20 protein-coding genes are annotated in these 24,210 nt (G+C 56.3%); 19 read left to right on the top strand and 1 reads right to left on the bottom strand.

The window, feature by feature from the left end:
* The first annotated feature begins 7 nt into the window (after positions 1–7).
* From WC891_01375 to WC891_01300, 16 genes are all read left to right on the top strand, one after another.
* Positions 8–2,911, top strand: a complete 2,904-nt coding sequence (locus WC891_01375; GenBank protein MFA5866606.1) for a glucosaminidase domain-containing protein — start codon at positions 8–10, stop codon at positions 2,909–2,911.
* Complete coding sequence (locus tag WC891_01370) at positions 2,886–5,681, top strand: NlpC/P60 family protein (protein MFA5866605.1); 2,796 nt, start codon at positions 2,886–2,888, stop codon at positions 5,679–5,681. Before WC891_01375 ends, WC891_01370 begins: the two co-directional genes overlap by 26 nt.
* A 43-nt stretch (positions 5,682–5,724) precedes the next feature.
* A complete protein-coding gene (locus WC891_01365) occupies positions 5,725–7,263 on the top strand; it encodes an FG-GAP-like repeat-containing protein (GenBank protein MFA5866604.1) in 1,539 nt (512 codons plus the stop codon).
* Positions 7,264–7,344: 81 nt separating this feature from the next.
* Positions 7,345–8,409, top strand: a complete 1,065-nt coding sequence (locus WC891_01360) for a glucose-1-phosphate thymidylyltransferase (GenBank protein MFA5866603.1) — start codon at positions 7,345–7,347, stop codon at positions 8,407–8,409.
* A gap of 89 nt (positions 8,410–8,498) precedes the next feature.
* Positions 8,499–8,954 (top strand): dTDP-4-dehydrorhamnose 3,5-epimerase family protein, encoded by a 456-nt coding sequence (locus tag WC891_01355; protein MFA5866602.1) that lies wholly within the window; start codon positions 8,499–8,501, stop codon positions 8,952–8,954.
* Between the two features lie 47 nt (positions 8,955–9,001).
* Positions 9,002–9,358, top strand: coding sequence for a four helix bundle protein (locus WC891_01350; protein ID MFA5866601.1), 357 nt, complete (start codon positions 9,002–9,004; stop codon positions 9,356–9,358).
* Between the two features lie 61 nt (positions 9,359–9,419).
* A complete protein-coding gene (gene rfbB, locus WC891_01345; protein MFA5866600.1) occupies positions 9,420–10,376 on the top strand; it encodes a dTDP-glucose 4,6-dehydratase in 957 nt (318 codons plus the stop codon).
* A complete protein-coding gene (gene rfbD / locus WC891_01340; GenBank protein MFA5866599.1) occupies positions 10,373–11,215 on the top strand; it encodes a dTDP-4-dehydrorhamnose reductase in 843 nt (280 codons plus the stop codon). Before rfbB ends, rfbD begins: the two co-directional genes overlap by 4 nt.
* Positions 11,212–12,012, top strand: coding sequence for an ABC transporter permease (locus WC891_01335; GenBank protein ID MFA5866598.1), 801 nt, complete (start codon positions 11,212–11,214; stop codon positions 12,010–12,012). Before rfbD ends, WC891_01335 begins: the two co-directional genes overlap by 4 nt.
* Positions 12,012–13,220, top strand: a complete 1,209-nt coding sequence (locus WC891_01330) for an ABC transporter ATP-binding protein (protein MFA5866597.1) — start codon at positions 12,012–12,014, stop codon at positions 13,218–13,220. The genes WC891_01335 and WC891_01330 overlap by 1 nt, the downstream gene beginning before the upstream one ends.
* Positions 13,205–14,194 (top strand): glycosyltransferase family 2 protein, encoded by a 990-nt coding sequence (locus WC891_01325; protein ID MFA5866596.1) that lies wholly within the window; start codon positions 13,205–13,207, stop codon positions 14,192–14,194. Before WC891_01330 ends, WC891_01325 begins: the two co-directional genes overlap by 16 nt.
* 6 nt (positions 14,195–14,200) lie before the next feature.
* Positions 14,201–15,451 carry a glycosyltransferase family 4 protein gene (locus WC891_01320; protein MFA5866595.1) on the top strand — a complete coding sequence of 417 codons (1,251 nt, stop codon included), beginning with the start codon at positions 14,201–14,203 and terminating at the stop codon, positions 15,449–15,451.
* Positions 15,432–16,418 carry an NAD-dependent epimerase/dehydratase family protein gene (locus WC891_01315; protein ID MFA5866594.1) on the top strand — a complete coding sequence of 329 codons (987 nt, stop codon included), beginning with the start codon at positions 15,432–15,434 and terminating at the stop codon, positions 16,416–16,418. The genes WC891_01320 and WC891_01315 overlap by 20 nt, the downstream gene beginning before the upstream one ends.
* A complete protein-coding gene (locus WC891_01310; GenBank protein MFA5866593.1) occupies positions 16,415–17,413 on the top strand; it encodes a glycosyltransferase family 2 protein in 999 nt (332 codons plus the stop codon). The genes WC891_01315 and WC891_01310 overlap by 4 nt, the downstream gene beginning before the upstream one ends.
* Positions 17,356–18,747 (top strand): glycosyltransferase family 39 protein, encoded by a 1,392-nt coding sequence (locus WC891_01305; GenBank protein ID MFA5866592.1) that lies wholly within the window; start codon positions 17,356–17,358, stop codon positions 18,745–18,747. The genes WC891_01310 and WC891_01305 overlap by 58 nt, the downstream gene beginning before the upstream one ends.
* A 13-nt stretch (positions 18,748–18,760) precedes the next feature.
* Complete coding sequence (locus tag WC891_01300; protein ID MFA5866591.1) at positions 18,761–19,504, top strand: hypothetical protein; 744 nt, start codon at positions 18,761–18,763, stop codon at positions 19,502–19,504.
* Here WC891_01300 and wecB read toward each other — a convergent pair.
* Positions 19,461–20,546, bottom strand: a complete 1,086-nt coding sequence (wecB, locus tag WC891_01295; GenBank protein ID MFA5866590.1) for a UDP-N-acetylglucosamine 2-epimerase (non-hydrolyzing) — start codon at positions 20,544–20,546, stop codon at positions 19,461–19,463. The genes WC891_01300 and wecB overlap by 44 nt on opposite strands.
* An 82-nt stretch (positions 20,547–20,628) precedes the next feature.
* On the opposite strand from wecB, the gene WC891_01290 reads away from it, so the two are divergent.
* From WC891_01290 to WC891_01280, 3 genes are read left to right on the top strand one after another with little or no spacing between them, the layout of a single operon-like run.
* A complete protein-coding gene (locus tag WC891_01290) occupies positions 20,629–21,684 on the top strand; it encodes a glycosyltransferase family 2 protein (protein ID MFA5866589.1) in 1,056 nt (351 codons plus the stop codon).
* On the top strand, positions 21,681–22,853 hold the full coding sequence (locus WC891_01285) for a glycosyltransferase (protein MFA5866588.1): 1,173 nt from the start codon (positions 21,681–21,683) through the stop codon (positions 22,851–22,853). The genes WC891_01290 and WC891_01285 overlap by 4 nt, the downstream gene beginning before the upstream one ends.
* Positions 22,853–24,190: an FAD-dependent oxidoreductase gene (locus tag WC891_01280; protein MFA5866587.1), complete on the top strand. Its 1,338-nt coding sequence runs from the start codon at positions 22,853–22,855 to the stop codon at positions 24,188–24,190. Before WC891_01285 ends, WC891_01280 begins: the two co-directional genes overlap by 1 nt.
* Positions 24,191–24,210 lie beyond the last annotated feature (20 nt).

The following is a 24,210-nucleotide window of genomic DNA, read 5'->3' as shown; positions in this document are numbered from 1 at the left end:
ATTGAAAGTGACCAAGGGCTTCTTCGGGAAAACAATACTAATAGCGATTCTCGCCGCGGTCTTGCTGGCCTTTACCGGCGGTGCGGCCGGTGCGGCCAACCAGTACACGACGCTGACGATTCTGCGTCATAATCCTGGCGTGAGCGGCGCGCAGCTGGACGACTTCGTTCGTCACGTGCATCCGGAGAGTCCTCTTTTGCCCGAGAACAATGGCGGTACCAGTGTCGGGCAGCTTTGGGTAAACGCCGGTTTGAGCAACAATATCGATCCGGTTTACCTTATGGCCCATGCGATGGTTGAATCTGCCTGGGGTAACGATCAAATCGCTCCTTACAACATATATGGTTATGGCGCGTACGATTCGGACCCGGTGGGCGGCGCTTATCATTTCACGAGCTATCAGGATTGCATAGACAAGGTGTCCTATTGGATATCGCGCGATTATCTGACGCCCGGCGGCGGTTACTATACCCAATACGGCCCGACTCTCCAGGGCATGAATGTAAACTACGCAACCAGCCAAACGTGGCGTTATACGATTGCCGACATCATGAATAGCTTCGCGTCAGGCTGGTCGAGTTACGGCTGGCCCGGTTTCAGCAACTATCCGTTCCCGCCGACTTACGGTGACTATGACGCGACCTATAAGTTGATTGAGTCAAGGACCATAAACGACGCCTCGCCCGAGGTTTTCGAAGCTCGCCAAACCTACGAACTGGTGGTACAGGTTACCAACTACGGCCAGTTCGGCTGGAACGCGGGCGGCGCCAACCCCTTCTACCTGGGATATTACTGGACGCAAAACGGGGCAATGGTTGGCGCGGGCAACGCGGCGGCCTGGTTGCCGTCCGACCTATATCCCGGACAAACCGCTTTCCTGAAGGCGCGCGTAACCGCGCCCCAGGGCTCCGGTAACTATAAACTTGTTTTCGATATGTCAAGGCAGGGCATTCTGTGGTTCTCCCACCGCTGGATACCCACGCTCAGTATTCCGTCTTCGGTCACCAAGACGCATTATGACCAAACAAAGTTCGGCGCCGCGACATCCGGGGACATCGCCCTGGTTGACGGCAGCCCGGCTATATTCCATTTCCGCCCCGGCACGCTCATTAAGGGGCCTGCTCCCGACACTACGATTTACGTCACCGAATTCAGAGGAGGCATCTACTTTAAGCGCGCCTTCAACAACATGACCGACTTCAACACGCTCGGATATCATATGGAAGACCTTGTCTATCTGTCGGCGGCCGATCTGGGCGCCTACACTACCGGGTCGGCAGTCTCGACGGCCGCGCACCCGAGCGGCTCGCTGGTCAAAACAGCGTCTCTGTCGACCATATATTTCATCGAGGATAGCGCCGGCGGCGCTTTAAAACGAGCTATCGCCTCGGCGACGGTCTTTGAGGCCAACGGCTTCCGCTGGGACCGCATCGAGACCATCTCGGATTCGGAGATGGCCAATATGTACACGGCGGGAAATCCGGTCTATCTGCCCTCCGGCAAGGTCATCAAGGGCGGCGGCTCGTCCATCTATGTTGTGGACATCGACAGCGGGGCCCCGCAGCGCCGGGCCGTAACCTCGGCTTCGGTCTTCACCGCGCTCGGTTTCAGGTGGGAGGACGTCCTGACCGTCTCCGACGCTTACCTGGCCACTTACACCGAGGGGACCCCGGTCTCGTCTTCGGCGACGCACCCGAACGGCGCGATCGTGAAGAACGCGGCCGACCCCGATTCGGTCTACCTGATCGAGAACGGGTATAAACGCAAGCTAGGCAAGTATCTCTACACCGACCCTTACGTCTCGGCATTCGTGTCAGGCTTCGAATCCTCCGAGCTTACGACCGTCGTCAAGGGCTCGACGATCAACCTGCCGGTCACCCTGAAGAACAACGGGTACTTGCCCTGGCCGGCCGCCGCGACCAGCCTGTCATACCAGTGGATCGAGGTCTGGAGCGGGACCGTGACCAACGGAACCACGACCGCGATCGGGTCCGACTTACAATCCGGCGCCAGCGCGACCTTGACCGCCAGCGTCGTCGCCCCCGCGGCCACCGGCGCCTACGTCTTGAAATGGGACGTCCTGAAAGACGGCGGCTGGTTAAGCGCCTCGGGTTCTCCCGCCGCCTACTACGCGACCACGACCGCCCGTCCCAAGTATCCCGACGGCAGGCTCGTCAAGACGGCCTCCGCCCCCGACGTGTATCTCATCGACCAGGGGAAGAAGCGGCCCGTGACCTCCGGCACCGTCTTCTCCTCCAACGGTTTCCGCTGGGACCGCATCCACACCGTGACCGCGACCGAACTTGCCCAATACACGACGGGAGAGCTCTGTCAGGCCCGTCCCGGCACGCTCATCAAGGGCAGCTCTCCGGCCGTCTACATAAGCGACTTCTCCGGCGGGGATCAGACCAAGCGGGCCATCGGCTCGGCCGCCGTCTTCACATCCTTGGGGCTTCGCTGGGAGGACGTGCGCCAGCTCTCCGACGTCGAGGTGGCCAGTTACATAAACGGCCCCTCTTTAGACAGCGCGGCCAAGCACCCCAACGGCATGCTCGTCAAGACGGCCGGCGACCCGGCCGTGTTTTTGTTGGAGGCCGGGGCGAAACGCGCGGTCGCGTCCGCCGCGACGTTTAACTCCAATGCGCTCAGGTGGGACCGCGTGGTCACCATCTCGACCGCCGAGATGAACGGCTACGCGCTCGGACCGACCCTGCAGGCCGCCCCGGGCGCCCTCATCAAGGGGAGTTCCTCGACCGTCTACGTCTCCGACATAAACGCCGGCGGCACATACGAGAAACGCCCGATCAACTCCATCACGGCTTTCTACGCCTTAGGCTTGAACTTTGCCGACCTCTATGTGGTCCCCGATTCGGAACTGGGAGGCTATGGCAACGGAGCGGCTCTGGAATAACGTCGCCAAGCGAACAAGAGAACCTGTCCGCATGATGAGACGGTTTGTTTTCGGCCTCGTTGTCGCGGCGCTTTTCGCGTTGCTGCCGGCCGCGCCCGCCTTGGCAAGCGGTTATGAAGCAAGGGCACAGATTGTCTATTTCGCTATGGCCCAAGTCGGCAAGCCTTATTCAATGGATCTGGATAAACGGCTCGGTCCCAATTATTATGACTGCTCGGGCTTATGTTATATGGCTTATTCACATGCCGGCGTCTATATCAGCAACTCCATCCTTGATTTTGTCGCGTATCCCATTTCAGAAGCGGAGTTATTGCCGGGCGATACCGTCTGGCAAGGCTACGAGACAAGGCCCGGCTACGAGTTCCCGACGGGCTACCACGTCGGCCTATATATCGGCAACGGCGAGGTCATCCACGCCAGCAGCCGCCGCGGCGTCGTCAGGGAACCCCTGCACGCCGTTCCGTGGGATTGGTACGGGCGCATCCCGGCGTATAATTGGCCGGACGGGGACAACAGCTGCGCCTACGCGGTCAACCAGGGCGATATCGATACTCCCGACCGGATGATCGGCGGCCGGACCTACAACGCGACGATTAGATTACAAAATAAAGGTACCTTGACCTGGAGAACAGGGGGCGCTAATCCCGTCTATGTGACTTCCCACTGGCAGAACCGGAGCACGGGGGCAGTCTTTGACAGCGTACCGACTCCGAAGGTGAGACTGCCGGCCGACGCTCCTTTCAATTCACAGATCTTCGCGAATGTTCAGGTCGTGGCGCCGGTCGAGCCCGGGGAATACCTCCTGAAATACGATCTGTTGCACGAAGGCGTCGGCCTGTTCAGCACCTTTTTTTGTAAGACGCTCGATATTCCCGTAACCGTATTGCCGCCGATGGAGTATGGCGACGAACCGGTCGTCTCCGTTGGAGCGGCGGAGCTGTCTGGTTACACCGGCGGCAGCGATGTTCGTTTCCGTGCCGGCACGCTGGTGAAAGGCAGTTCGTCGAGCGTTTACGTGACGGAATACCTAAGCGGCCTCTATTTCCGGAGAGTTTTTCCAAGCGCGGCCGTCTTCGACGATCTTGGTTATAACTGGTCGGACATAATCACTTTGAGCGACGCCGACATAAACGGGTATATCGTCGGGTCGTCCGTCACGCCCGGCGTCCACGCCAACGGTGCCCTTATCAAAACGTCTACTTCACCGGCGGTTTGTGTCTTGGATAATCTACAGAAGAGGCCGGTTTCTTATGCCTCCTTTATCGCCAACGATTTCCGCTGGGACAGGATCTTTACTGTCTCCGATTCCGAGATGGCTATCTACGCGACCGGGGCGGTCTTCCCGATGCGGGCCGGAACCCTGGTAAAAGGCGGCTCTTCCGTCATTTATGTGACGGACATCAACGGTTCGTCGCCGGCCAGACGGGCAATCACTTCAGCCGCGATTTTCAACTCCCTGGGGTACAGATGGGAAGATATCATGACCGTATCGGATGGCGAGCTTAGCTCCTACACCGAAGGAGCCCCGGTCTCATCCTCGGCGACGCACCCGAACGGCGCGATCGTGAGGAACGCGGCCGACCCGGATTCGGTCTACCTGATAGAGGGCGGGATGAAACGCAAGCTCGCCAAGTATCTATACACCGACCCGTACATATCCGCGTTCGTCTCCGGCTTCGAGTCCTCCGAGCTCTCGACCGTCGTCAAGGGCTCGACGATCAACCTGCCGGTCACCCTGAAGAACAACGGGTACTTGCCCTGGCCGGCCGCCGTGACCAGCCTGTCGTACCAGTGGATAGACGTCTGGAGCGGGACGGTGACCAACGGAGTCACGACCGCGATCGGGTCCGATATACCTTCCGGCGGCAGCGCGAACTTGACGGCGACAGTCGTCGCTCCCGCGGCCACCGGCACATACGTTCTAAAATGGGACGTCTTGAAAGACGGCGGCTGGTTGAGCGCCTCGGGTTCTCCCGCCGCCTACTACGCGACCACGACCGCGCGGCCCAAGTATCCCGACGGCAGGCTCGTCAAGACGGCCTCCGCCCCCGACGTATATCTCATCGACCAGGGGAAGAAGCGGCCCGTGACCTCCGGCACCGTCTTCTCCTCCAACGGTTTCCGCTGGGACCGTATCCACACCGTGACCGCGACCGAACTTGCCCAATACACGATGGGGGACCTCTGTCAGGCTCGTCCCGGCACGCTCATCAAGGGCAGCTCTTCGGCCGTCTACATAAGCGACTTCTCCGGTGGTGTTCAGACCAAGCGGGCCATCGGCTCGGCCGCCGTCTTCACATCCTTGGGGCTTCGCTGGGAGGACGTGCGCCAGCTCACCGACGCCGAGGTGTCGAGCTACGAGAACGTCCCCTCGTTAGACAGCGCGGCCACGCATCCGAACGGCATGCTCGTCAAGGTGTCCGGCGCTGACGCCGTTTACTTCTTAGACCAGGACAAGAAGCGCCCCATCGCGAGCGGCGCCACCTTCAACTCTAACGCCTTAAGATGGGACCGCGTGGTCACCATCTCCACTTCCGAGATGAACGGTTACGAGCCCGGACCGACCCTGCAGGCCGCTCCGGGATCCCTCATCAAGAGCCCCAATTCTTCGACCGTCTACGTCTCCGACATAAACGCCGGCGGCACATACGAGAAACGCCCGATCAATTCCATCACGGCTTTCAACGCCTTAGGCTTAAACTTCGCCGACCTCTATGTAGTCCCCGACTCGGAACTGGGAGGGTATAACAACGGAGCGGCTCTGGAATAATGCTGATTGCCGACATAAGAGAGAATGTTGTTTAATAGGTGATATGAAAATATTCAAACTTACCATTTGTCTTTTTGTCTCCCTGTTTATCTTCTTGGCCTTGTTTTCGCCCGCGGCCCTGGCCGTGGATAGCGATTTCAACGGCGACGGCAGCGACGAGATCGCCGCGATGTACGATTATCCGCTTTACTGCAGTGCCTTATGGGTATGGTCGAAATCCGGCTCGATGATGAACCCAACGCCCTGGTGGGCCAGCACTTACGGCAGCTGGAACGCGACCAATTCCAAGGTCGTCACCGGCGAATTCAACGGAGACGCTTACGACGACGTCCTGGCTTTGCAGAGTTATCCTTTGTCATGCGCGGCCCTTTGGCAATTCTCCTCAAACGGGGCCGGCCGTTTTACCCAGCAAGCGGTCTGGGCCAGCATGTCAGGGGGATTCAACGTAGATCTGGCCAAGATAGCGGCCGGAGATTTCGACGGCGACGGCCGGTCGGAGATTATAGCCCTATACGAATATCCTCAGTCCTGCGCCGCGCTTTGGTTCTTCGACTATGACGGCTCCAAATGGACCTGCAACCCTATATGGGCCAGCGCTTCCGGCGCGTTCTCCGTTCCCGGCTGTCAGGTGGCCGCAGGGGATTTCGACAACGACGGCGCGGCGGAGTTTTCCGTCCTTCAGCCATTCCCACAGTCCTGCGCCGCCATATGGGTGTTTGATAAGGGCGCGACTTCCTGGACGGCGAGGCCTTGGTGGGCCAGCCCGTCGGGCGGCTGGAACGTTGCCTCGTCCAAGATGGTGGCCGGCGATTTTGACGGCGACGGCATTGACGACCTGGCCGCGCAATACCAGTACCCTGCTAATTGCGCCGCTCTCTGGATGTTCAAATCGGACGGCGGCAGATTTACATATACTCCCTGGTGGGCCAGTAAATCAGGGGCTTGGGACGCGACTAAGACCAAACTCGTTGCCGGAGATACGGATAACGACACCAGGGATGAGCTTTACGCCTTATACGATTATCCGTTGAGCTGCGCCGCTTTGTGGGAAGCGGATTCAACAGGCTATTCCTTTAACGTCTATCCCGTCTGGGCCAGTAAATCCGGCGCCTGGGACGTCAAAAAGAGCCGTCTGGCCGGCGGAAACACGTTCTTGCCGGTACGCTACCCGGTCGGCGGCCAGCAGATCGATATCAATCTGTCTACGCAGACGCTACTTTGCGGTGAAACCTATTACGGCGAATGGCGCGAGGGCGTATTCTTCTATGATTTCTCCCCCATCTTCTCAACGCTTGTTTCCTCGGGGCGGCCGCCGTTCAACACTCCGGCGGGCTATTTCTCCGTCTACGCCAAGGATCCGACCGTGGATATGTCCGGATTCGGCGGCACGGCCGAGTATTACTATGTTCCCAACGTTCCGTATGTTCTCTGGTTTACCGGCAACTACTCGATTCACGGCGCGTACTGGCACAACGACTTCGGCAACGTCCGCTCCCACGGTTGCGTAAACGTACCGGTGGACGCGGCCGCCTGGATCTATAACTGGGCGCCGATCGGGACGCCGGTATACGTCCACTATTAGCAATCTCATCTGCACAGTTACCCCCAAAATCGCCGATTTATGCTATCCTTATAAGCTGTATTGTCTTAAGGAGGCTCCTTTTTGAAAGCTTTGATACTTAGCGGCGGCACCGGTACGCGGCTTCGTCCCATAACCCACACCAGCGCCAAGCAGCTGGTGCCTATAGCCAATAAACCGGTTCTTTTCTACGCCATCGAGGCGGTTCGGGACGCCGGCATAACGGATGTCGGCATCATCGTCGGCGACACGCGCGAAGAGGTAAAGGCCGCGGTCGGCGACGGTAGCCAGTGGGGCATTAAAACCACCTATATAGAGCAGGACGCGCCCAGGGGACTGGCGCACACGGTCTTAATCGCGGAACCTTTCTTAAAAGACGACAGTTTCGTCATGTTCTTGGGCGACAACTTGATCAAAGACGGAATCACCTCTTTGGTCGAGGAATTCGCCAAAAACAAGCCCAACGCCCAGATTTTGCTAGCCCGGGTGAGGGAGCCGGAGAGATTCGGCGTCGCCGAGTTGCGCGACGGCAAAATCGTCTGTTTGGTTGAGAAACCTAAGGAACCCGCAACTGATCTCGCGCTGGTCGGCGTTTATATGTTCGATAAGAACATTTTTGACGCGGTCAAGGCGATCAAACCGAGCTGGCGCAATGAACTGGAGATAACGGACGCCATCCAATATATGGTCGACCAGGGCCTGATCGTCACCCCGCACATTATTGACGGCTGGTGGAAAGACACCGGCAAACGTGAGGACATCCTGGAGGCCAACAGGATCATGCTGGAGGATATAAAGACCAGGCAGGACGGCAGCGTCGACGCGGACACCGTGATAGAAGGCAACGTCGTCGTCGAGAGCGGAGCGGTCGTCACCAACAGCCGGTTGATCGGACCGGCCATAATCGGCGCCAATGCGAGGATCAAGGACGCCGTAATCGGTCCTTATGCCAGCATATACTTCGACACCGTGATTGAGAACGCGCAGATTGAGAACAGCGTCGTTTTGGAGGGCACTTCCATTGTCGGCCCGAAGAGCCGCCTGGTGGATTGCCTGATCGGCAAGAATGTGGAGATACAAACGGTCGATCACCGGCCGGACGCTTATAGTTTCATGGTCGGCGACAACAGTCAGATAGACATTATTTAGTAGTTAGTAGTTGGTGGTTAGTAGTTAGCAGCAAGCGGTTGGACACAGAGGCAACAACTAACCACTAACAACTATGACCGGAGGTCATTATGATAGAAGGGGTTAAGGTCAAGAAGCTCAAAGTAGTGCCCGACGAGCGGGGACGTTTGATGGAGATATTGCGCAGCGACGACGAACTGTTTGACAAGTTCGGCCAGGTATACATGACAACCAACTATCCCGGAGTCGTTAAAGCCTGGCACTACCACAAAAACCAGACTGATAACGTCGCCTGCGTTAAGGGCGTGATTAAGCTGGTCATGTTTGATTCACGCGACGGCAGCCCGACCAAAGGCCAGATCAACGAGCTCTTCATCGGCGATCACAATCCGATGCTCGTGCAGATACCGGATAACGTCTACCACGGTTGGAAGTGCGTCAGCGAGACGGAATCCGTCGTCGTGAACTGCCCGACCGAACTCTACGATTATAAGAATCCGGATGAATACCGGTTGCCTTACGATTCCGACGAGATCCCGTACGACTGGGGCATCAAACACGGCTAGATGCCGTGTTTGATGGCAGTTAGTAGTTAGTTGTTGGCGGTTAGAGATTGAGAGAATTCGGGTTTGAACGGCTAGAAGTTTGGCAAAGAGCCGTCAGCTATTATACGCGAGTTTGTGATACAGAGAAGGTATTTCCGAGAAACGAGATGTTTGGACAAGTATCTCAGTTAAAGTCCTCGGCCCTTTCAATATCACTGAATATCGCTGAAGGTTCGGGAAGGCAACACAAGAAGGAGTTCAAACAATTCTTGGGAATTGCTAGAGGCTCAGTTTTTGAGACTGTAACCAATCTATATGCGGCAAGGCAACGAGGTCTGCTAAGCGAAGAAGACTTCACTCGACTCTATGATGAAGGTGCTGTGATAGCCAAGATGATAAGCTCGTTAATGAACAAGACAGGATGATGTTTATGTTTTTGCTAACGACTAACTACCAACTGCTAATTGCTACAAGGAGACTCATAAAATGAGACTCCTTGTGACTGGCGGGGCGGGATTTATAGGCTCCAACTTCATCCGCTATATGCTCGACAAATATCCCGACTACGAGATCGTTAACCTGGACAAACTGACTTACGCCGGGAACCTCGAGAACCTCCGGGATGTCGAGAAAGACCCCCGCTATTCGTTCGTTAAGGGCGACATCTGCGACGCCAAGTGGATAGACGACTTGGCCAAGAACGTCGACGCCATCATAAACTTCGCGGCTGAGAGCCACGTCGACCGGTCTATCGAGGATCCGCAATCCTTTGTCGTCACGGACGTCCTGGGCACCCAAAACATTCTGGAAGCCGTCAAGAACAACAAGGTGGAAAGGTTCCTTCACATTTCCACCGACGAGGTCTACGGCTCCATTCCCGAGGGCCGGTCGTCGGTCGAAACCGATCCCATCGAGCCCAATAGCCCTTATTCGGCCAGCAAGGCCGGCGGGGATTTGCTCTGCCGGGCTTATTTTGAGACTTACGGAACGCCGGTCATGATTACCCGGTCGTCGAACAATTTCGGCCCCTACCAGTATCCGGAAAAACTGATTTCCTTGCTGACGACGAACGCCATCGACGGTCTGCCGCTGACGGTTTATGGCGACGGCCTGAACGTCCGGGACTGGATTTACGTGATGGACAACTGCGAGGGGCTTGACGCGGTCTTTCACAAAGGCAAGATCGGGGAAGTGTACAACATAGGCGGCGGCAACGAGAAGACCAACCTGGAAATCGTCAAACAGATCGTCGCCGAAACAGGAGCCCCCGACAGCCTGATTACCTACGTCGACGACCGTTTGGGCCACGACCGCCGCTACTCGCTGGATTCCACAAAGGCCAAAGCGCTGGGCTGGGCCCCACGCCGCGACTTTAGGGACGCGATGTCAGAGACCATCAGATGGTATCAGGAGAACGAGGCCTGGTGGCGGCCCCTTAAATGAAGATCCTAATCACTGGCGCGGAAGGACAGCTCGGCCGGGACCTGGTCGCTGCGCTCGGCGGTAATCACGACCTATATCCGTTCGACCTCGATTTGGACATAACAGACGGGGCGGCGGTCTGGCATAAGACACAGGACATAAAGCCGGAAATAATCATAAACTGCGCCGCTTACACCGATGTAGACGGTTGCGAGACCAATGTGGACGCGGCTTACCTGGCCAACGCCGTCGGTCCGCAAAACCTGGCTTTGGCCGCGAAAGACCTGTCCGTGCCGTTGGTAACCATCAGCACGGACTATGTTTTTGACGGGACAAAGGCTACTCCATACGACGAATTCGACACTATGAATCCGGCCGGCGTCTACGGCCGGTCAAAAATGGCCGGCGAGATTCTGACCAGAAATATCTGCCCCGAACATTACATTATCCGCACCGCCTGGCTATACGGCCGGACCGGGAAAAACTTTGTTAAGACGATTCTCAAGTTGGCGGAGGAGCGCGACGAGCTGACCGTTGTGGACGACCAAATCGGCTCGCCGACCTATTCCGTCGACCTGGCCGGCCGGATTATTGAACTGATGACGACCGGCTGGTACGGCACATATCACGTGACGAATTCCGGCAATGCCAGCTGGTACGAATTCGCCAAGGAGATCCTGAAAGCGGTCGGCAAGGAAGGCGTTAACGTGCGGCCAATGAAAACAAAAGACCTGGACCGCCCGGCGCCGCGGCCCGCGAATTCGGTCCTCGATAACCGCATGACGCGGCTGAGGGGCCTGGCAGACCTGAGGGATTACCATCAAGCTTTGGCCGCTTACTTCGGGAGCGACCGCCCATGATCGCCAAGTTAAGAGAGCTATACGCCTATCGTGAACTTTTGCTGAACCTGGTTAAGAAGGAACTTAAATTAAGATACCGAGGGTCGGTGCTCGGATTCTTATGGTCGCTTTTAAATCCGCTCCTCATGATGCTGGTCTTTACTTTTGTCTTCGCCAATGTTTTCAAGCTGGGCATCAAGGATTTTCCGGTGTTCTTGCTGGTCGGCTTGTTGCCCTGGAACTTTTTCAGCGGCGCCGTGTCCTCGTCCACCGGTTCCATCATCAACTACGGCCATCTGGTAAAGAAGGTCTACTTTCCCCGGGAGATCTTGCCGATTTCGTACGTGCTGGCCGACCTGGTCAATTTCCTGCTAGCCATGTTGGTGCTTATCCCGTTCTTGATCTATTACGGCTACAACTTCTATATATACATCCCGCTCGTGCTGGTCGTGATCGTTCTTCAGGTGTGCCTGACGCTCGGTTTCGCCTTTATCTTATCCAGCCTCAACGTGTTCTTTCGCGACATCCAGTACATTGTTGGCGTCATCATGCTGATTCTTTTCTACGCGACGCCCATCATCTACAGCCTGGAAATGATCCAGAATATGTCGTTTATGAAAGAACACCCCTGGTTATTGACGGTTTACCAGCTCAATCCGCTGACGGCCTTGATTACGATGTATCGCAACATGCTTTACAATATGGCGCTGCCGTCGCTTAAGATCATCGGTTTCTCCATCGGAGTTTCCCTGGCCGTCCTGTTCCTCGGCTACTTCATTTTCCACAAGATGGAACCGAGATTCGCGGAAGAGGTGTAATGGAGCACTCAGTCGAAATTCGCGACGTCTGGAAGATGTTCCGCATATATCACGAGAGGCGCGACTCTCTGAAGGACATCCTGTCGGGCCGCGGGCGGACGGCATACGAAGAATTCTGGAGTCTGCGTGAGATTAACCTGGATATTCCCAAAGGCCAGACCATCGGCATTATCGGGGAAAACGGGTCAGGCAAAAGCACTTTGTTGAAGTGCATCACGGGAATCCTGAGACCGAACAAAGGCGCCATCGCCGTTGACGGGAAGATATCGGCCCTGCTGGAACTGGGGGCCGGGTTCGAGCCCAACCTGACGGGCCGGGAAAACATCTACTTGAACGGTTCGATTCTGCAGATGACGCGGAAGCAGATAGACGCGAAGGTGGACTCCATCATCGCTTTTTCGGAACTGGAACGGTTCATCGACACCCCCGTCAAGAACTATTCGTCCGGCATGCATATGCGGTTAGGTTTTGCCATCGCTATCAACGTTAATCCTGACGTGTTGCTGATCGACGAGGTTCTGGCGGTCGGCGACGAGGCGTTTCAATCCAAATGCTACGACGCCGTCATCGATATCAAAAACAGGGGCAAAACGATTATCCTGGTGACGCACGACTTGGAGGCCGTCCGTAAATTCTGTGATTCCGCGGTCTGGCTGGACGGCGGCAGGTTGATGCGGGAGGGCTCGACGGGCGACGTTATCGACGCCTACAGGGTGGAAGTACACAAGAAGGAACGGGAGAAGATGCTTCAGGGCGTGGATGAGATCTTGCCTAGAGGCAACCGCTACGGTTCCGGCGAAGCCCGCGTAACCAAGCTGGAGATGCTCGATAAAAACGGGCAATCGGTTAGGGGCTTTGACCTGGGCGAGCCTGTCAAAGTTGTGATGGATTATGAAGCCCGGCCAGATCTGGGGGAACTGATATTCGGCGTCTCCATATTTGCCAAGGACGGAACCTATTGTTTCGGCACCAACACCGGCGTCGACGGCTTAACGATATCCTCTTCAAAAGGCAAGGGCACGGTTACTCTGGTCTTTGAGTCACTGCCTTTGATGGCCGGAACGTATCTTCTGGATATCGGTTTGTTCGATCAGAACGCCAAACATCCGTACGATTATCTCAGCCGGACTTTTGATTTCAAGGTTCGCGGCGGCAAGAAGGGAGAAAGCGGTTTCTTCCACTTAAATCATGAATGGGAAGTCAGCTGATCATGAGCTCCGACGTTCGCGTCACCATCGTTATCCTGACATATAACGGCGCTGAATATATAGGTGAGGTTCTAAGCTCGGTGTTTAAACAAAAGACCGATTTTCCTTACGAGGTTTTAATGATCGATTCCGGGTCGACTGACGAGACGCTGGTTGTGGCCGAGGCTTATCCCGTCAGGCTGATGAAAATCGATAAAGGTGAATTCAACCACGGCGAGACGCGCAACAAAGGAGCGGCTGAAGCCAGGGGCGAATTCGTCTGCTACCTTACGCAAGACGCGACGCCGAGGGACGAGACCTGGCTTCAATCTATGATTGAGCCGTTCTCGCGCGACAAGAAGATCGTCGCGGTCTTCGGCAAACACGTACCCCGGGCTGACTGCAATCCGGTTACGGAGCGGGACACCAACGGCGTTTTCGCGGCCATCAGCCCGGACGACCGACCGGTAGTCCGGGTGATTACGTCCGACCGGGACAAAGAGGAGTTGGAGAACTTTCGGAGCATGAAAGGTTTCTACTCCGACGTCAATTCGTGTCTTAGGAAGAGCTATTGGAAGGAGCACCCTTACAAGCCGCTCGATTACGCGGAAGACCAGGTCTTCGGTCGGGAGGTTCTTTTGAGCGGGCATAAAATCGCTTACAGTCCCAAAGCGGCGGTGCTGCATTCGCATAACTACCGTCCGGCGACGTTCGTCCGGCGTTTTTACGACGAATACCGCGGATTGAACATCGCCATCGGCTACCGGGAGAATATCACGTTGCTAAGGCTCTTACCGTCGGCTTGGCGGGGCTGGCGGGCTGACGTCAAATACATTAAGGGTACCGGACGGTACAAGCTGTTCAGGCGCGTCCGCTGGTACTGGTACGCCTGGTTGATGAATCTCGGCCGGCGTGTCGGGGCCTATTTCGCGGCCAGATACGATCGTTTGCCGCCGGGATTCGAACGGCGCATGTCACTGGAAAGGGGTCGTTAGACTTCGATGGGTAATCCGGAGAACGGCATCGGATACTTGATAGGCAGGGCGATAAGCTCTTTGCGGGACGGCGGCATCGGTGGCTTGTTCGACGCTATGGTGAGGTTCTTCAGGAACCTGCCCAACCGGGTGACTCCGATCGACGAGCATCAGGGGTTTGTCGCGGAAGTCGACTTGACCTCTCCGACTAAACTTATGCCGCCGCGGCGGGACATCGACTACGACAACTTGGTTCTGAACTGGGTTATTCCCGACTTTAATATCGGGAGCGGCGGCCACCTGAATATCTTCCGGACGATTTCTTATCTGGAGTCGTTCGGCCACACCAATCGGATATTCATCTACCAACCCGTCAACCATTTCCATGGCGACAAGGCTAACGCTTCGATAAACAAACATTTCGCCAAGGTGAGCGCGGAGGTGGCGATCGGCGTCGACGGGATGCCGGACAGCGACGCGGTCATCGCGACTTCCTGGCAGACGGCCTATCCCGTTTATAAGGTGGCCAACACGCGCCGCAAGATGTATTTCATTCAAGACCTGGAGACATTGTTCTATCCGGCCAGCGCGCAGGAACGATTCGCCGAAAACACCTATATGTTCGGCTTTGACTGTATAACGGCCGGACCTTGGCTGGCCAAGATAATGCGCGAGAAATATCACGAGCGGGCGGATTACTTCGACTTCGCTTACAACCCCGACATTTATTACCCGATGAACCTGCCCCGCCAGAAGAAGATCGTTTTTTACGCGCGGCAGGTAACGCCGAGACGCGGTTATGAACTGGGAGTCATCGCCCTCAAGCTGGTAAAGGAACGGCACCCAGAGTATGAATTCGATTTTGTCGGCTGGCCGCACGCGTCCAAGCTGACGTTTCCCTATAGGAATTTAGGGATATTATCCCAGGACAAACTGGCCGAGCTTTATAACGAGGCGACGCTCGGTTTTGTCATCTCTTTAACCAACCCGAGCCTGGTTAATAAAGAAATGATGGCCTGCGGCCTGCCGGTCGTGGATATCAAGGTCGATTCCACCGACGGCTTCTTCGGCGAGGGGACGATTCTGCTGGCCGAGCCGGATCCGATTAACCTGGCCAACGCCATCTGCTCGTTGATTGAAGACGAGTCCCGCCGCGACGAATTGGCGGCGCGGGCTTTGGAATATCTCGTCGACTATAATTGGGAGAAATCGGCCAGGGAAGTCGAGGCCATCATCAGGCGCAATCTGGGGGATAAGAATGCCGTCATACCTCGATAAATACACCGGCCGGAAGGCGCTCGTTACGGGCGGGCAGGGATTCATCGGCAGCAACGTAACGGCCGCCTTAGTCGCCATGGGCGCCGACGTCACGGTAACCGACGCTTTAGAAGGCGACCGCTGGCGCGGCCTGCTAACCGACGGCGGAAACTTCCGGTTTAAAAAGGCCGACATGACCGACGCCGCGGCGATGGCCGGATTGGTCAAGGGCCAGGATTACGTTTTCAGCCTGGCCGGTTTGTCGGGCGCCGGGGCCAGCAACGCGGCGCCTTTGGAACATATGCGCGTTAACTGTGGCGGCCAGCTGACTGTTCTGGAAGCGTGCCGGGCCGCCGATAGCGACGTTAGGGTGTTCTTTCCCAGTTCGCAGCTGGTCTACGGACCAGCGGACGGCGAGCCGGTCAAGGAAACGCACGCCACCGAGCCCATCTCGATCTACGGTATACACAAACTGGCTGTTGAGAAATATTTTCATCTCTATCACGATCTTTACGGCTTGAGTACTTCGGTCTTGCGGATTCCCAACCCCTACGGACCCGGTCACAAAGTTGGACTGACCTACGGCATCGTGAATTTCTTTATCACCGAACTCCTGGCCGGCAAAACGATCAAGGTCTTCGGTGATGGTTCCCAGATCAGGGATTACATATATATTAGCGACCTGGTCGACGCCATTCTTATGACCGCCGCCGCCGATGGCTCGGCCGGCCGCGTCTTCAATACGGGCGGACCCGAACCCGCACGCTTCGGGGACATGGCCAAGATGGTCTTTGACCTGGTCGGCTCGGGCAACCTGGAATACGCGCCGTGGCCGCCTGACGCGGACAAGACCGAGGTCGGCGACATATTTCTGGACAAGACCGAGATAGAAACGGTCATCGGCTGGCGGCCTAAGACCGCGCTGACGGACGGTCTTAAACGGACGGTCGAGTTCTACCGGTCATTCTTAGGGCGAGCAAGCGCGTGACCGTTTCCGTCGTCTTGTTGAACTGGAATGGCGAAAAGTTCCTGACCGGCTGCCTGGATTCCGTTTTCGCCCAGGACTACGCCGACCTGGAAATAATCGTTATCGACAACGCGTCCTCCGACGGCTCCGTACCGCTTCTTAATGAACGCTACGGCGGACGCGTCACTCTGGTTGAGAACGCCGAGAATACCGGCTTCAGCCGGGCGATGAACCAGGGCTTTCGCCTGGCCAAAGGCGAGTTCATAATGCCGTTGAACTTCGACATCCTGCTCGAGCCGGATTTTGTTTCCCGAATGGTCGAAGCGCTTACAGCGGACGCGCGGCGGGGGTCGGTTACCGGCAAACTGCTTCGTTTTAACGAAACGGGGAAGACGGACATCATCGATTCGACCGGCCATGTGATTTTCAAAAACCGTTACGTGATAAACCGGGGAGAAGACCGACTTGACACCGGGCAGTTCGACGCGGCCGATCTTGTCTTCGGCGCGACGGGCGCGGTGCCGCTGTACAGGCGGAAAATGTTGGATGACATCGCCTGGAACGGCGAATATTATGACGAGTCTTTTTTCATTATGTTGGAAGACGTCGATCTGGACTGGCGCGCCCAGCTTCGCGGCTGGAAATGCGCCTACGCGCCCCTGGCGGTCGCGTATCATTTTCGCTCGGCTTCCGCGGTGTCTAAATCCCGGCTAATCCAGAGGCACTATTACAAGAACCGCTATTTGACCATCTGGAAAAACGATTTTTGGCTAAGCTGGCTGAAACACCTGCCGCAGATAACGCTGATGGACATCTATCTGAATACTGATATTATGTTCACTAGCCCGATTGCGCTGGTGCAGGCCTGGGGCGACTTGGCGCGTTTGACCCCGCTGACGCTCAAGAAGCGGAGTTTCATCAAGAAGAACCGGCGCGTCGCCCGCCGCGATATCGAGCAATGGTTCCGACCGTACTCTTGGATGAGCGACGTCAAGCGAAAGCTGAGATTATCTTGAACGATTACGAGAAGAATGAGGTAAAAAATGAACGGAGGCTAATCGTCCTCCTTCTGCTCCTTACATTCCTGCGGGGAGTCGTTTGGGCCGGTATTATGCCAGCCTACCAATCCCCTGACGAACCGATTCATATGGGGGTCATCCACGTCGTCGGAATGGAATTAAGGATGCCGGCCACGAGCGAGAAGCTTCCCAAGCGCGTCGAGGAGTCTTTGAAGCGCAGCCGCTGGTGGCATGACTGGTATGTCCACGCCGGTTGGAGCCCGGGCTATTTGACTCTGGGGGCGGCCGCGCATCCGCCGCTTTACTACTATCTGATGGCGCCCTTATACCGCATATTTTACGGCGCCGGTGATATGACCCTGGTTATTTTGCGGCTATTTAACGTACTTTTTGCCTTGGGCGTCACCTGGTTTGCCTATATGACGACCAGGATCATGTTTCCTAAGGACGAGTTCATGAAATACGCCGTGGCGTTGCTGGTAATCTTCCAGCCGATGAACGCGTTTGTCGGGTCGGCGGTCAACAACGACAACCTGATGATCTTCTTTATGGCCGGCGTCATTTATTTTATCGCCCGGTTGTTGACGGAAGGGCCGAAGACAAGTATCGGGGTTTGGTTGGGTCTTTTCCTGGGCGGGGGCTTGTTGACCAAGGCGAGCTTCGCGTTTATGGGCCCGCCGGTCATCCTGTTCGTTCTGGTCGCATGTTTGATAAAGAAGCAGCCGGCGGTCAGGGCTTTCCTATTCACCTTCATGACCGGCGCTATCGCTATGATCTCGGGCAGCTGGTTTTATTTGTTTAACTACATCAAGCACGGCTGGTTTACAAGACCCTTTACCGCGCCTTACGGTCATACGGTGGCCGGGAATCTATTTGTCCAGTCGGTCAAACCTGCATATGTTATCAAGATAATCGAGACTTTCTGGGGGAATTTCGGCTGGTTGATGATACCGCTGGACAAACCGATCTATATCTTGCCGGCTGCCTCAATGGCCGCGGCGGCGGCTGGCTTTATTATCGCGGTGGCAAAGATCCGATTGGGCAAGGATAAGATCTCCGCTCGGCAGATCGCTTTCTTCCTTCTGTTGATCGTGCTTAGCGCCGTTAATTACCTGAGCCTGGCGCAGCTTGATGTATCGACGAGGGGAGGGGCGCAAGGGCGGCATATGCTGCTTACCATGGTGCCGCTCCTGATATTGTTCGCCTACGGGATCAGAGCCTGGGTGCCGGAAAAGATGAGAGTGGCCGGCGCCGCGATAGTGGGCGTGGCCTCGTTTCTCTTGATGTCCCTGTCGGTTTGGGCTTACGTGACTCCGTTCTTCTATGGATAGAGGGCTTAGTTTGATGAAAAGAATCCTAAGCGCGTTTGTGATCGGCTCGCTGCTGCTGGCCGCGACCGCGGCGTCGGTGTATGTGGTCAATAAACGGTGGGCCAAAGCGACAAGAATCGGAGCAGACGTCGACGCGCCTGACATGCGCTGGTCGGTCCGCGATCACAAACTCACCCAGACGTTCCGCGCCCGGGAGCGCTACATAGACTCGATCAACATAAACGTCGCGCAGGGTACTCTACCGGAATCAGGCCGCCTGAGGTTGAGGTTATACCGGATCGTCGGCGTCCGGGGCAATAGCTTTGAGACGAAAGAGGTCGCCCTGTCGAATAACTGGTTCAAACAGGACAGCCGACTGTCAGGCTGGTATTCGGCCAGCTTTGACCCGGTCAGACTGGATATTGCCAAGGACTATTTGTTTTCAGTCGAACTGGTGGGGGCTAAGCCTGGAGAGAATCCGAAATGGCAGGCCAACAAGACCAACGAGTACATCGGGGGCACGGGTTATATCGACGGCAAACGTCTTCCGGTGATCAAAGGCCAGTATAGCGCCGACTACATCTTTAAAGTACAGTACATAGTCTCGCTTAAGGACCTGTTCGTGTCGTTCCTCAAAGGCGAGACATTCTATAAAACTACCCTGTCTCCGGCGTTGATTCTGTTGACTTTCGTGGTTCTCGCGTATGTCCTTGCCTGGTTATTAAATGAGATGTTTATCCGGCGGCCCGACGAAGAGTCTCAAGGATCTTCAGACTGACATCGCGCTTTATCGCGATCTTCGCCCCGCGAAGGCTCTTCAGTCGTTCCGGATCGTCGATCAAACCAAAGGCGATTTCGGCGATTTCCCGCCGTTGCGTGCCGGCCAAGATGTTCTTTCCGGCCTCGATATATTCAACCCATTCGGTCTCGTTTCTCATCACCAAAGCCGGCGTGTCTAGAATCGCAGCTTCTTCCTGAACACCGCCCGAGTCGGTCATAGCGAACTTGGCGTTGGACAGCAAGCTGATAAAATCCAGGTAGCCCAGCGGTTCAACGACTTTCATCTCTTGGCTTAGCTTGATGCCGGCCTTCTTAAGGGCCGCCTTGGTGCGGGGGTGTATCGGCAGGACCAGCGTGATTCTTTCGGCTACGTCGTCCAACGCGTTGACGATTTCGCGCAGGGCCTCCGCTTCGTCGGTGTTTTCAGCGCGATGCATCGTGGCCAGAACATAACCGTTCTTGACCAGTCCCAGGCGGTTTAAAGTATCCGATCCGGCAGCCAGTTCGCGGCTTCGCATGCAGGCGTCTATTATGGTGTTGCCGACCAGGTGAATCTTTTCTTCCGCGATGCCTTCTTCCAGCAGGTGCCGGCGGCTGGTCTGGTCGGGAGCGAACAGGAGTGTGGAGCAGTGATCGGTCAAAATCCGGTTGACCTCTTCGGGCATTCTTCGGTTAAAGGACCGGCAGCCCGCTTCGACATGGGCCACCGGAACGCCGGTTTTGGCGCCCGCCAGTCCTCCCGCCAGGGTGCTGTTGGTGTCGCCCTGCACGACCAGGAAATCAGGTTGTTCTTTTTCCAGGATCGGCTCAAGCTTCAGCATTATGCCGGCCGTCTGGGCGATCTGTTTCTGCGACCCGATCTTTAGGGTATAGTCGGCCGGCCGCAGCCGTAATTCGTGAAAGAACACGCTGTCCATCTCAAACGAATAGTGCTGACCGGTATGAACCAGGACGTGCTCGACCGAATCATCCAGTAGCGGAATCAACGACGATAGCTTGATTATTTCGGGCCTTGTACCGAGCACAGTGAGGACCTTCAAGATACCCCCTCTTTTCAGCAGTACAAATCAGAATTATAGCACACGTGCCCATTGGACTAACCGGTTTGGTATATGCTAATCTTTGAAACGTAAACCATCCCGAAACGCGCCCGCCGGCCGGGTTGAACCGCGGGTATTTTATTTCCCTGCCAGGGAGGACGAAGAACTGAAAGTTTCCATTATCGCCCCTATGTACAACGAAGCCGAGAACGTCGCCGAAGCCGTCAAGCAAGTGGCCGCGGCGATGGACGGATACGATTGGGAGTTTATATGCGTCGACGACGGCAGCGCCGACGATACCCTTAAGATATTGAGGGAGGAGGCGGCCAAGAATCCCAGGGTGAGAGCGCTATCCTACGGGCGTAACTGCGGGTCCGGCTACGCGATAAAAACCGGCTTCGCCGCGGCCGAGGGGGACATTATAGTCACCGTCGACGCCGACTTGAGCTACGACCCTAAATTCGTGCCGCCCATGGTCGATATGCTGATAAAAGACCCGTCGGTCGATATCGTGATGGGCTCCCCGTATATGGAAGGAGGCGGTACCGAGAACGTGCCGTTCTTCCGCCTTTTAATGAGCCGCGTCGCCAACTTGTTGCTTGGCGTAGCCCTGCCGGGCCACCTGCGGACCGTCACGGGGATGTTGCGTGCCTACCGAAAAGAAGTCATAGAAGCGCTGGAACTCGAAGCCGACGGCAAGGAAATTCACTTTGAGATAGTCTCGAAAGCTCTGGCCATAGGCTATAACGCTGCGGAGACTCCGGCCGTGCTGAGAGGACGGGAACGCGGCCGGTCGACCATTAAGATTCCGATGGCCATATATTCGCATCTGCTTTTTTCTTTTCTGGAGAAGCCGTCCCTGTTCTTCAGTTTTGTCGGCGTCGTTTTGATGACAATAGGTGTCGCCAGCGGCGTCTATATCGTCGTTCAGTGGCAGGAGGGCATCCTCGACCCGACGCGGCCGCTGATGTATCTTATGATGCTTCTGCTCGTCATCGGTGCCTTGTTCTTGTCTTTCGGGTTCATATCAAGTCAGATTGTTGAGCTGCGGCGCGAGATATACAGGGTCCAAAAGGAAAACTTGGAACTTAAGGCGATGCTGAAAGACAGCTGGCGAAACAGAGAAGACGGTCGTTGAAGATTTGCGTGGTCAGTCCCGGTTATCCGGGTAACGTAAACCCCTGGAACGGGATCCTGATTAAGGAAGACGCCCGTAACATAAGCCGCACCGGCTGCGATGTTTCCGTGGTCACTTCAAAGGTTTTCAGCGAAGACCCCAGTTTTTTCCTGGACGGCGACGTAAAGGTCAACAGATTCTGGTTCCCGTCCGAACGGAAGCTCCTGGCCGAATACGATAATATCCCCGTCTTTCGCGTCGGCGTGTATCTTCTGTCCGGCATATTAAGGACGGTGCGCGTCGTCCGGCGGGAGAAAAGCGACGTCATCCACGCCCATTGGGCCATTCCGGCCGGCTTTATCGCGACCGTCGCGGGCAGACTGACGCGCAAGCCGGTCGTCCTGACGGTGCACGACGCTGACATAACCACCTTCCCGGACAAGAGCAAGATTGCCGGAAAATGCATTACATATGCCTTGAACCACGCCGCCGTGATTATTTGCGTAAACCACTTTCTCGAAGACAGGGTCAAGAACTACTTTCATATCGACCCGGCCAAGGTCAGGTTCATCCCCTTGGGGATAAACAAAGACCTGTTCCAACGAATCGATAAAGCCGAAGCCAGGCGGAAATTGAAACTGCCGGCCGATAAAACGTTGATCCTTTACCTGGGCAGCATGCTGGAGATAAAGGGCGTCAGGCACTTGACGGAGGCGATTCCGAAAGTCGCGGCAGGCCACGATAACGTGTTGTTCCTTATGGCCGGTCACGGGCCGTTGGAGGGCGAGGTCAAGGCAAGGTTGAAAGAATTGAACGTCGGGGAATCGGTTCGCCTGGTCGGTTCGATTCCGCACGACGATATCCCCGTTTGGATGAGCGCGGCCGATGTACTGGTGATTCCCAGTCTGTCAGAGGGCCGCCCGCGCGTCGGCTTGGAAGCCCTGTCGATCGGTCTGCCGATCGTCGGATCGCGCGTCGGCGCCATTCCGGAAATCATCAAAGACGGAGAAAACGGCCTGATTGTAGAGTCGGGCAGCGGCGACAGTCTGGCCGCCGCGTTCAATTCCATTTTGGACGACAAGGAACTATACGAGCGCTTGCGGGCGGGGGCCAAGCTTCTGCCCGAGTTTGACGCGACCGTGGCCGCCGGGCGGGTTGTCAAGGTTTATGAGGAGGTCACCAAGCGGTAATGCGCACTGTCGTTATCGGGGCCGGCCCGGCCGGACTGGGTGCAGCCCGACGTTTGGCGGAGGCGGGAGAAACCGATTGGGCGGTCTACGAGGCCCACGGTTACGTCGGCGGCATGTCGGCCAGCCATGTTGACGAGGCCGGTTTCCTTTGGGACGAAGGCGGGCACGTCCTTTTCTCCAGATATAGGTACGTCGACGCAGTTATCGACGAGGCGATGGGCGACGACTTTCTCCCTTACGAACGCAGCGCCTGGATCTATCTGTTGAATTCATGGGTTCCATATCCCTTCCAAAACAACCTGCGCCATCTCCCGAAGGAAGCCCTGCTTGATTGCCTGGAGGGGTTGACCGAGCTGGCCGTCAGGCGGGAGAAATCCGTAAAGACGTTCAAAGACTGGTTGTTGGCCAACTTCGGTTCCGGCATCTGTGAATACTTCCTTTTCCGACACAACGGTAAATTATGGACCGTTCCCTTAGACGAAGTCGGCGCCTATTGGACCGGCGAGTCGGTTAGCGCCATAAACGTCAGACATGTTCTCTCGGACGTCATCTTCGGCCGGGACGACACTGGCTTCGGAGCCAACAAGTATTTTAAATATCCGCTACACGGAGGCACGGGCGAAATCTGGCGGCGCGTGGCGGCGCCGTTTGCGGACAAGGTCGCGGTGAATAAGCGGATTCAGTCCATCGACCTGGACAAAAAAGAAATCTCCTTCGCGGACGGTGGGGGAGACGCCTACGATAATCTCATCTCAACGATGCCGCTGACAAAGCTGCTGGAGGCGTGCGGCGTGACCGATAAAGCGGTAAAATCTGCGGCCGGTGAATTAAAATCGACCAACGTTCTGGTCGTCGGCGCCGGACTCCGCGACGAGGAAAAAAACAGCCGGGCCTGGGTTTATTACCCGGAAGAAACCGCGCCTTTCTACCGGTGCACACACCTGTCGAATTATTCGCCTTACACGGTACCGGACGGCGACGCTGAGAAATATAAATCATACATGTTCGAGGTCGCGTACCGGCCGGGCGAAACCGTCGACCGCGAGGCCGCTTTCGAGGGGTGTCTGGCTGCCATCAAGGCGGCCGGCGTCGTCGGACCCGACTGTCGGGATCATCTCGTGTCGCGGTATTATAACGACGTGCCGGACGCTTATCCGATTCCCACGCTCCGACGTGAAGAGGCCTTGGATGTGATTCTGCCATATCTGAACTCCAGAGGTGTTTTTTCGAGCGGCCGGATGGGCGCCTGGAAATATGAACTGGCCAGTATGGACCAAGCCTTCATGCAGGGTGTGCACACCATCGAGGAATTGCTGGGACAGAGTCTGTCCGGTTAAGACCGGACCAATTGGGGGAT

It is taken from the genome of Actinomycetota bacterium (genome assembly GCA_041658625.1).
Classification (GTDB): domain Bacteria; phylum Actinomycetota; class JAHEXW01; order JAHEXW01; family JAHEXW01; genus JBAZZW01.
This window is presented reverse-complemented; position numbering and strand designations above follow the sequence as displayed.

Coding starts and splice junctions, on each gene's coding strand:
- WC891_01370 (MFA5866605.1), top strand. CDS start 2,886: ATGGCAACGGAGCGGCTCTGGAATAACGTCGCCAAGCGAACAAGAGAA.
- WC891_01365 (MFA5866604.1), top strand. CDS start 5,725: ATGAAAATATTCAAACTTACCATTTGTCTTTTTGTCTCCCTGTTTATC.
- WC891_01355 (MFA5866602.1), top strand. CDS start 8,499: ATGATAGAAGGGGTTAAGGTCAAGAAGCTCAAAGTAGTGCCCGACGAG.
- rfbB (MFA5866600.1), top strand. CDS start 9,420: ATGAGACTCCTTGTGACTGGCGGGGCGGGATTTATAGGCTCCAACTTC.
- rfbD (MFA5866599.1), top strand. CDS start 10,373: ATGAAGATCCTAATCACTGGCGCGGAAGGACAGCTCGGCCGGGACCTG.
- WC891_01335 (MFA5866598.1), top strand. CDS start 11,212: ATGATCGCCAAGTTAAGAGAGCTATACGCCTATCGTGAACTTTTGCTG.
- WC891_01330 (MFA5866597.1), top strand. CDS start 12,012: ATGGAGCACTCAGTCGAAATTCGCGACGTCTGGAAGATGTTCCGCATA.
- WC891_01325 (MFA5866596.1), top strand. CDS start 13,205: ATGGGAAGTCAGCTGATCATGAGCTCCGACGTTCGCGTCACCATCGTT.
- WC891_01320 (MFA5866595.1), top strand. CDS start 14,201: ATGGGTAATCCGGAGAACGGCATCGGATACTTGATAGGCAGGGCGATA.
- WC891_01315 (MFA5866594.1), top strand. CDS start 15,432: ATGCCGTCATACCTCGATAAATACACCGGCCGGAAGGCGCTCGTTACG.
- WC891_01305 (MFA5866592.1), top strand. CDS start 17,356: ATGGTTCCGACCGTACTCTTGGATGAGCGACGTCAAGCGAAAGCTGAG.
- WC891_01300 (MFA5866591.1), top strand. CDS start 18,761: ATGAAAAGAATCCTAAGCGCGTTTGTGATCGGCTCGCTGCTGCTGGCC.
- WC891_01280 (MFA5866587.1), top strand. CDS start 22,853: ATGCGCACTGTCGTTATCGGGGCCGGCCCGGCCGGACTGGGTGCAGCC.